Below are 9543 nucleotides of genomic sequence, written 5' to 3'. Positions count from 1 at the left end.
CCGTCCACGCAAGGTCTTGGGATGGAAAAGTCCAAGTGAAGTTTTCTTCGGCAAAAAGTTGCGCTTGATTTGACAATTCGTCACAAAGGAAAAAGCAATCGATTTCATTAGAAAAGTTGATAATGTAAATGAAAAATACTGTTATAGCATTACAGAAACAAATTTAGATAGTCCTGGTGAAGAAATGTCGGATCTTAGCGTGTTTATGGTGGAATAATGGTAGGTATTAGACGGAATTTTTGGATTTGTTTGCAGGTGTAGACGATATTACATTAGGAGATGGCGACGATGATTAAGTTTAGAGCGTGGGACAACGAGTGCAAGGTAATTAGGGAATATGACGAATTGAAAGGGTTGACCTTGGACGCCTTAGATGCAAGTGATTTTAAGCTTGAACAGTTTACCGGCCTGAAAGACATGAACGGTAAGGAAATCTATGAAGGCGATATTTTGCATTTTGGGAGTACATGGTGTGTTGGGGACGAATATGACCCTAGAGAAGAAGAGCACATCGGCCTCGTAGAATATCGTCCCGACTATGCGAGTTATGTGGTTAATTGCAACGAAAAAATATATCCGTTAGAACAAGTAATTAGTTTTGATGGATATTCAGTACACGGTAATGCACACGAGAACCCGGAACTGCTGAAAGGCTGATTTTAAAGTGTTTCTAGGAAAAGTATTCATATCTACACCTTTTATCGAAAAACGTAAACAGGAGACGGACAAATGAAACAGATATTTGAAGCAATATGGAACGCAACCCCGTGGCAGTTAGTTAGTTGGATTGGTTCAATCGTGCTAGGAGTCATCATTGTTTATGTAGTTATTGCGCTCTTGCTGACATGGGTTATACAACGTCATGGGTGAACAAAAAAGCTCACTACTATTCACAACTGTAGTGAGCATTGGCTTGCACATGCGTGCCATTAAATTCTAATACTATTGGAAATTAATGGCAATAGAAAAAAGCCACCAATTAAGGCGGCTAGTCATTAGGACCACTCGTATGACCGTTGCCAGTATAACATATAAAAAGCGCCGCCATCACTGACGCCGTTACGATTGATTCCCACAAAATTAATTATAGCACAGTCAAAACAAGGGGTGGCAGTGATGGAGAGCATTTTTAAGGACGTGGATGAAGAACGAACAATTGCTAATGCGGAACGGGTGCTAAAAGACTATTGGAAGTGGCGACTACGAGCTCGCAGGGTTAATTTCAACCTGCAAAGTCCAGCAATGGACGGAATGCCTAAAAGTCCTAGCTATGGCAACCATATTGAAGACAAGCAAGTTAGTAAAGCTAACGATGATTTTATGGCTAATTTAGTTGTCAAGGTCATTGAAGCTGTTACAATTGATGAAGAAACGGAGAAATATTCAGAGCTATTAATGCTGCTCTATGTTAAACGGTATTCAAAAACTAAGTGCATGATTAACCTGAATATCTCCGACAAAACATTTAATAAGTATTTGAAACAAGCCCAGTTAATGTTCGCTGAGATATATCCGGATGGCGTGGAAGACCTGATCGTTAAAAAGTATGAGCCAGAGATTATTGCTCACTACGACGAGGGCTAAATTTACTCCGACAAAATTCCGAGTAAATTCCGACAAGTTTCCGTGTTGATTCCGGTAAATGAGTCAAAAAGGGGAGTAAATTAGTATTATCGAATGTTAGGTAAGCCACCCCAGCTTGTACGTCTAGCATTCATGTGGCCTTAGCTCAGTTGGTAGAGCACCTGACTGTTAATCAGGTTGTCGCTGGTTCGAGCCCAGCAGGCTACGTTAATTTTAAGGAGAGGAAGATGAAATAATGGACTTAAAGGATGTGACAACTAAGGATCTTTCGAAGGAATTAGAATCTCGCTTAGGCATTCAGACCATTAGCTTACAGTTAGAGGAGCAAGCAAAAATCACTGTTGGAGACCAGAAAGTATTTAGCTTTGATGGTCCAGCAGTGATCATTGTCAATATGGATTAGTTTATGCGCACAGAACTGAATTAAGTGCCATTATTAAGCAGATATGATCTAATTGGCAAGATGGCGGTCTCCAAAACTGTCTATGTTGGTTCAAATCCAGCTATCTGTGTAGCCGGCGGATTTATAAGGGGTGATGCGCTCCTCTCTGCCGTCGGCATTAGTCTTCGTGTTTAACGTCGGCCGTTGAATGCGAGTATCGCTGTGGGCTAATTGGTAAGCCACAATGGGATGCGGGTTCGAGTCCTGTCAGCAATATTACTAAATTAAAAAGATAAAACTGTTAAAAAAATGAAAGTAAGTGGTATAATAATTTTAAAATAAATAAAGTGAGGATAGAAAATGACCGAATTACCGTTATTGAATGACGATGTGAAAAAACTGCTTGTAGATGCTACTCGGACAGGCTTCGTCGAGTATTTGACAGAAAGAATTCAGAAAAAAGAGTCTATGGAAGTTAGTGGTGGATACGCATGGACTCGAAGCAATCATATTGATGATAATATTGCAAAAGACTTAAACGAAAAGAATCTAGGCAGTTATAGCTTGCACAAGGCAGCAGGATGGGATTTTTTAAGGTTTGAATTTGAAATCAATCATCAAAGTATTTGGATTGCACAGAAAGGGTCTGCTTTTTTAAACAAAAAATCAAATCTTGCCAAAAAAGAAGATTTGCATAAGAATTATATTAGCCAATGGAGTGAGAATGTAAACGAACCATATTCTGACTTGTTTACTGGAAATTCAGAACAACTTAACCTTTTAGATGATGCTTTGAATATGCCCAATGATCAACAAATTGACGTACGAAAATTAGAATCTGCAGACGCATTCTATTTATTAATTTATAATATTGATAAGGGCATTGATATTGACAAGATGAGTTTAAACCTTGTATATGATGGGCAGATTAAGTTGATCGAAGATTTGTCTGAATTAAATGCAGCTAGTGAAGTTAAAATTCCAGATGAATTTATGAATAATAGCACTTTGTCAAAAGATTTCGACCCAGACAAAGAACCTAGCTCTAGTTATCTATATTATGATAATCAAGAGATAAAAGCTGTTAAAGAGAATACAAGGGAGAAGAAATAGTTAATAAAGTGAGGTTCTAATGATGTTTTATGGAGAAAATGTAAAAAGTCTTCGCAATCTTCGTGGAATATCTCGTAAAGACCTTGGCAGAGTACTCTCGATAAGTGAGCAAGCAGTTGGTCAATACGAAAATAATAATATACAGCCTGAAATGATGAATGTTTTGAAACTAAGCCATTTTTTTAGGGTCAAAAGTTCGTTCTTCTTTACGAAACCTATAGTAGATAATGTAACTGATGAAGAAGCAATTGCATATAGGTCGACTGATAGAAATAGTCGAAAAAACGTACGTGAAGGAGCTGCTCAGATTAATTTTGCTTCTGCGTTGATTGATTATTGTGAATCATTTTTAAATTTAAAGCAAAATGTTTTGAAACAAGCGGTCACACTTGCCAGGAAGATTGAGAGGAATAATGTTGTTGATCGACAAGAATTAATAGAACAGACTGCTGCCATGGTTAGAGACTTAATACAAGTCAGAAGTAACGAAGACTTATTATTTTATGTAGAGAAGGCGGGCGCATATGTGTTTGAAAAAGAACTAGCACTAAACGCTGGTGCGTATAGTGCCTGGACACGGTTTCCAGATGGATCGTTAAAGTCTCCTTTCATAGTTTTAGGTGTTACGGGAAAGAGTGCTGTGCGTCGACTTTTTGATGTAGCTCATGAATTAGGACATTTGGTATTACACTCTGATGTTGATTTTAATATGCTGGAAGCACCGGATTTTAAACGATATGAGTTGGAAGCTAATCAATTTGCTTCTGCGTTCTTGCTACCAAAATCTGAAATGAAAGATTTGATGGCGACTGTTAGAAGAAAATCTGTTCCTGATGATTACTTAGCTATAAAACAGGAGTATTGGGTATCTTTGACAACTGCAGAATATAGAGGTTTTAAATTAGGATTGGTTACTTCTGAAGAAAATAAGAACTTTTTTGCCAACAGGTATAAGAAACATTATGTGTCTAGGGAACCCTTGGATTCAACAATGAGCATCAAAAGGCCTGGGAAAGTTGCTGCTTTATTTAAATTAATAAATGATAAAGTGATGCCCTTTGGAGAAGTGCTAGAGTATTTTAAGTTTGAACCTGAATTTGTGTCACAAATATTTCGCTTTTCTGATAGTTTTATTTCAGGATTGGTTTCAAGTAATAAGACATTTTATTAAAAGAATATCTTTAAACGTCCTTTGGGGCGTTTTTGTTTTACATAAATTTAGGAGTGGTGTCATGGCAGTAATGATACACAGCAAGTACGGATACGAGCCGCCTGAATGGGTGCAGGCTGATGCCCGGCTAGATAAGTGGTACAAGGATAAGCGTCGTGCTAAACAGCATGGCGCTTTTAGTTTGGATAAAAATAAGGAGATGCGGAATGAAACTACCAGCGTATGTAAAAATCAGTGGTATTAATTATACCGTTGTCTTAAAGAAGCGACTTGAAGATTCCGGTGATGCTTGTTGGGGAGTAACTGATTATCCTGGTGCCACGATTTACATTCGCAAAGAATTGTCAGAACAAAAGCAGCGTCAAACGCTCATGCCCGAAATGGTACACGCAATGATGCACGAGGCTGGGCTCGACGATATCTGCAATGATGAAAAGATTGTAAATCCATTAGGTAATATGCTAGATAGCACACTTGCTAATAATGATCTAGCCAAGTTGTATTAATGTAATTAATTCCAATTAACGGAGGTGTGGTGGTATGTAATGACAGTATACAAAAGTTTACAAAATGGTGCTTTTCAAAGCCTTGATGAACGGCGGAAAAAGGCTGTTATCATGCTGTTTGAAGATGAACTGACTGATGAAGAAATCGCCAAAACGGTAAACCGTTCACGACAGACACTTGCCAATTGGAAGAAGAACCAAACCTTTATCAAAGCTCAGCAAGAATACCGCCATATCGCATTGGATGGTTATGTGCCGGATGCAGTCAAACAGTTACACCAGCTATCCTTAAATGCCAAGTCTGAGATGGTACGCTTACAAGCAAATACAACGATTCTAACCATGGCTGGGTTTGGCTCGGCGGATGGTAATGATGAACTTCGGGAGGCACAAATCAGGAAGGCTAACGCGGATGCTCGCATTGTTGAGCATAAGGCTAATGAACTTGAAGGCGTTGGTCATGTAAATCCATTGCTTAAAGCTTTAGCTAAAGGAGCACAACAGTTAGTACCGAAGGAGGAGGAAGACGATGCAAACACCACTAAGTAGTATTCAATATGGTAAGAAACAGGCAACGTTTATTTTTTCTCCATTCGACCATCTGTTTGATGTGAATGAAGGTTCAATTCGTGCTGGCAAGACGGCGGCTGATGATGCCCGGTTAGCGCTGTTTTATTTGGCAACAACGGATGAGAACCATTTAGTCAGCGCCTATAACCAGGAACTTGCTTATAACCTGTTTATCGAAGGTGATGGCATGGGACTAGCCTATATATTTGATGGTGCTAGTCATTTGAGACGTGATCGTGGTGGCGATCATTTAGCTTTAGACCTACCGAGTGGAAAAAAGAAGATTTACTTCAAAGGTGGGGCCAAGTCAAACAGTGCTAATGCTATCCGTGGTATGTCATTAGGCTCAGTTGCGTATTCTGAAATCAACTTGTTAAACCATGAATTCCTTGATGAAACCTTTCGGCGGACGGCCGCAGCTAAGTATCGCTATCATCTTGCTGATCTTAACCCACCGGCACCACAAGACCCAATTATTAAATTTTTTGATGAGCCCGATGCGCACTGGTTACATTGGCGTATGTCTGATAACCCAGTGATGACAACCAAGCGTCTGGCTGAGATGGAGACGCAGCTAAAAAAAAATCCATATCTGTACAAGCGTGATTGGTTAGGATTAAGAGTCATGCCACAGGGGATTATCTATGACCAGTTTGACCAAGACAGTATNTGATGACAACCAAGCGTCTGGCTGAGATGGAGACGCAGCTAAAAAAAAATCCATATCTGTACAAGCGTGATTGGTTAGGATTAAGAGTCATGCCACAGGGGATTATCTATGACCAGTTTGACCAAGACAGTATGACTAATCATACCTTGATTGGACAACCAGTTGAAATGTTTTTTACTGGTGATGCTGGTCAAGATGATGCCACAACAATGAGTTGCAATATTGTTACCCGTGTCCGGCAACCTGATGGGCGTTTTAAGTTTGTTCTAAACCGTGTTGCCAATTATTATCACAGTGGTACGGAGACCGGACAAACAAAGGCAATGAGCACATATGCCACAGAATTAAGAAGATTTATTTTGTGGTGTGTTAACACATACCAACTGCACTACTCGATGGTGTTAGTGGATCCCGCTTCATTGGCATTACGACAAGAGCTAATTAAGGTTGGCGTTGAAGCTGGTAAGGCGGATAACAACGGGCATGATCATGTTGGTAACTCTAAAGGAATTGAAGTCGGCATTCAGCGGCAACAATCATTGATTGCAGATGGTCAGTTTGTCTTAGTTGATACGCCGGATAGTGGACTAGCAAATCAGAGCTATGATAATTATCACTTTGTTAAAGAACTTGGTATGTATGTACGTGATGAAACAACCGGTAAGCCGGTCGATGCTAATAACCATGCAATGGACGAGTGTCGGTACGCTGCTAATTACTTTACGAAGAAATACAAGGGAGGTTACTAGCCTTGTTTAACAGAATACATGATTGGATAAAGGGGGTGTTAGTCAAAATGGGATTAGCTACTGAGTTGCAAAGCGTAACTGACCATAAGAAGGTAATGGCGGATGATGACCAGTATGGATTGATTGCTAAGTGGTTTAGCATTTATCAGTCAACACCGGAATGGTTGAAAATACACAAAAAGTTACCCAACGATTCTTATTTAGACCGTCAGAAAATGTCATTAAACATGGGACAAGTTGCCGCCAAGAAGATGGCAAGTTTAGTATTCAATCAAAAGGCTGTCATTACTGTTAGCCCCAAAAACGCGAAGAATCCTGATGATCCCTCATCGCCAGATGATTATCAAACGGTTGAGAATCAGTTCGTACAGCAAACCTTGAAGGACAATCATTTTTATAACAATTTTGAACGTTACTTAGAATATATGTTCGCAACTGGTGGCATTGTTATCCGATTGTACACTGATCGTGGTAAAGTAAAGATTCGATTTGCTACTGCTGATGCATTCTATCCAATCACGTCAGATGCTAATGGTGTAAGTGAAGCCGTCATTGCCTCCAAGTTCATGAGTGACAGTCATTACTATACGTTATTGGAATGGCATGAAGAAACCGATACAGACTATGTCGTGACTAACGAGATTTACAAGAGTACGACCAATAGCAATGATGATTTGGGTGTGAAGATTGATGATTGGAGTAACTTGCCAGATGCGTTCAAAAACATGTCACCGCAGCCAACTAGGTATTCCAAAAAGCTTTATTCACGGCCGACGTTTATTTATTTAAAGCCTAATTTAGCTAATAACTTGCACATTGACAGTCCATTGCGTATTCCTATCTACGCTAACGCCATAGACACATTGCGCCAGTTAGATGAAGCCTATGACTTGTTATTCCAAGAATTTGTCAAAGGAAAACGGCGTATTGCCGCACCAGCAAATCAATTGAAACGTGAAGTTGATCCACAAACCGGTAAAACACGGTATTATGTTGATTGGAATGAAGATGTCTATATGGCATACAACACGACAATGAGTGGCGGTGATGGTGAGTCAGTGAAACCGACTGATATTACATTAGGACTGCGAAATGAAGCAATCGTATCTGGAATCAATGATCTGTTGCATTTCTACTCCTCACAAATTGGATTTAGCGCGGATATGTTTACATTTGACAGCAAACAGGGTGTTATCACAGCGACAGCGGTAATTAGTGAGAATAGTGATACGTATCAATCCAAAAACAGTCATGAAACGTTGATTGGAGAAGCAATTGAACATATTTGCCAGATTATTGTGGAGCTGGCTAAAAATGATTCCAATGTTCAATATTCAGGTCAAACAGATCTTGATATTTCTGTTAACTTTGATGATTCGATTGCTAAAGACCGGAATGATAATTTGGATTATTACATGAAGGCGAATGGTAATCACCCCGTTATGACACAACTAGAAGCAATTAAACGTGCCAATGGAATTACTGATGTTGAAGCTCAACAGGTTCTTGACCAAATCAATGCAGAAACAGCAAATGTCGAAGGTGCAATTGAAGATGTTGTCGGTGGTAATGGTAAAGATGGTGAGGATGATGCTTAAACCATGGGATTTATCGGGTTATTCTGATGAAGATGCTAACAACTATGCTAGTGTTGAAGACTTGATCTGGTCTTACATTATCAACCTAATAGGAAATGAAGCATCTAAACATGATGATAGGGATAATGAATGGGTAAACGAGTTACTTAACCATGCGGACGATGTACGAAAATATGCTGCTAAAATAACTGTCTCACCTACACAGCATGCGTCTAAGCAATTGCACACAAGACTTAGTACAATTAGTCAAGATAATGTCAAACAAGCTGAAAAGTGGCTTAAAAAGGTTACTGGAAAGCAAGTGGATTCGATCAAGGATTCGCAACAGTTTAAGCAAGTTGTTGATGACCAGTTAACAGAGACGGATAATTATCTGAACCTTGCTAGACGTAATATGAGCGCTAATGCGTATCAGATGTTTAGGGGAATTGTTGGTGATGCAAAGCGGTCAATTGATAGTGGTACAACTGCCATCAAAGCAATAGCTAAAGCTAGTGAGCAATGGGCAGAACAAGGTGTACCCGCACTTGTTGATAAGGCTGGTCGAAAATGGTCACCAGATGTCTATGTGCGGACAGTGGTTAACTCAAGTATTAATAGTGCTACGAATGATACAGAGTTACTTAGGTATCGCCAGTATGGTTCGTTAGTTAAAGTTAGTTCTCACATGGGATGCCGTCCAAGCCACTTGCAGTATCAAGACCATGTCTACTCATTGGATGGTGATACGGACAAATATCCAGATTTTGAATCAACAACGGGATACGGTACGATTACTGGCATTGGGGGCATTAATTGCCGACATTATACGATTCCATATATCGAAGGCTACGGTTCAATGCCAGTGCCACAGCAGTCAGATGATGACAATGCTGCTAGGTATCAATTAGAACAAACTCAGCGACGACTTGAACGTGAGGTACGAAAAGCTAAGCGTAAATTGATAGCAGCTAAAAAGCTTGGCGATCAAAGTGATATTACGGCTGCACAAGAATTAGTGAGACGTCGTCAGTCAGTTACTCGTAAGTTTGTTAATAAGCATGGACTAGTGCGTCAATACAATCGAGAAAAACAGTAGTGCCCTTAGCATGGCGTTAAAAGGCTTATTTTTTATACGACGAATTGTCAAATCAAGCGCAACTTTTTGCCGAAGAAAACTTCACTTGGACTTTTCCATCCCAAGACCTTGCGTGGACGGTT

11 protein-coding genes and 3 tRNA genes are annotated in these 9543 nt (G+C 39.7%); all 14 read left to right on the top strand.

Annotated elements, in window-relative coordinates:
- The first annotated feature begins 288 nt into the window (after positions 1-288).
- The 14 genes from ACOV1R_RS15000 (at position 289) to ACOV1R_RS14935 (ending at position 9421) form a co-directional block, all read left to right on the top strand.
- Positions 289-657 (top strand): YopX family protein, encoded by a 369-nt coding sequence (locus ACOV1R_RS15000; protein ID WP_217203376.1) that lies wholly within the window; start codon positions 289-291, stop codon positions 655-657.
- 459 nt (positions 658-1116) lie between these two features.
- Positions 1117-1584, top strand: a complete 468-nt coding sequence (locus tag ACOV1R_RS14995; RefSeq protein ID WP_128468002.1) for an ArpU family phage packaging/lysis transcriptional regulator — start codon at positions 1117-1119, stop codon at positions 1582-1584.
- Positions 1585-1718: 134 nt separating this feature from the next.
- Positions 1719-1791, top strand: a tRNA-Asn gene (locus ACOV1R_RS14990).
- 28 nt (positions 1792-1819) lie between these two features.
- Positions 1820-1987: a BC1881 family protein gene (locus tag ACOV1R_RS14985; protein ID WP_217203378.1), complete on the top strand. Its 168-nt coding sequence runs from the start codon at positions 1820-1822 to the stop codon at positions 1985-1987.
- Between the two features lie 37 nt (positions 1988-2024).
- Positions 2025-2096, top strand: a tRNA-Trp gene (locus ACOV1R_RS14980).
- A gap of 86 nt (positions 2097-2182) precedes the next feature.
- Positions 2183-2242, top strand: a tRNA-Ser gene (locus ACOV1R_RS14975).
- A gap of 84 nt (positions 2243-2326) precedes the next feature.
- Positions 2327-3079 (top strand): hypothetical protein, encoded by a 753-nt coding sequence (locus tag ACOV1R_RS14970; RefSeq protein ID WP_217203380.1) that lies wholly within the window; start codon positions 2327-2329, stop codon positions 3077-3079.
- 22 nt (positions 3080-3101) lie between these two features.
- A complete protein-coding gene (locus tag ACOV1R_RS14965; RefSeq protein WP_217203382.1) occupies positions 3102-4250 on the top strand; it encodes a helix-turn-helix domain-containing protein in 1149 nt (382 codons plus the stop codon).
- 61 nt (positions 4251-4311) lie between these two features.
- Entirely contained in the window at positions 4312-4494 is a 183-nt protein-coding gene (locus ACOV1R_RS14960; protein ID WP_217203384.1) for a hypothetical protein, read from the top strand.
- Complete coding sequence (locus tag ACOV1R_RS14955) at positions 4457-4756, top strand: ImmA/IrrE family metallo-endopeptidase (protein WP_217203386.1); 300 nt, start codon at positions 4457-4459, stop codon at positions 4754-4756. The genes ACOV1R_RS14960 and ACOV1R_RS14955 overlap by 38 nt, the downstream gene beginning before the upstream one ends.
- A 39-nt stretch (positions 4757-4795) precedes the next feature.
- Positions 4796-5305: a phBC6A51 family helix-turn-helix protein gene (locus tag ACOV1R_RS14950; RefSeq protein ID WP_063486483.1), complete on the top strand. Its 510-nt coding sequence runs from the start codon at positions 4796-4798 to the stop codon at positions 5303-5305.
- Between the two features lie 693 nt (positions 5306-5998).
- A complete protein-coding gene (locus tag ACOV1R_RS14945) occupies positions 5999-6745 on the top strand; it encodes a PBSX family phage terminase large subunit (RefSeq protein WP_424744246.1) in 747 nt (248 codons plus the stop codon).
- Positions 6746-6747: 2 nt separating this feature from the next.
- Positions 6748-8343 (top strand): phage portal protein, encoded by a 1596-nt coding sequence (locus tag ACOV1R_RS14940; protein ID WP_217203390.1) that lies wholly within the window; start codon positions 6748-6750, stop codon positions 8341-8343.
- Positions 8336-9421 (top strand): phage minor capsid protein, encoded by a 1086-nt coding sequence (locus ACOV1R_RS14935; RefSeq protein WP_217203392.1) that lies wholly within the window; start codon positions 8336-8338, stop codon positions 9419-9421. The genes ACOV1R_RS14940 and ACOV1R_RS14935 overlap by 8 nt, the downstream gene beginning before the upstream one ends.
- The last annotated feature ends 122 nt before the right edge of the window (positions 9422-9543 follow it).

The sequence above is a fragment of the Lactiplantibacillus sp. YT640 genome (assembly GCF_049745435.1).
Lineage (GTDB): Bacteria > Bacillota > Bacilli > Lactobacillales > Lactobacillaceae > Lactiplantibacillus > Lactiplantibacillus plantarum.
This window is presented reverse-complemented; position numbering and strand designations above follow the sequence as displayed.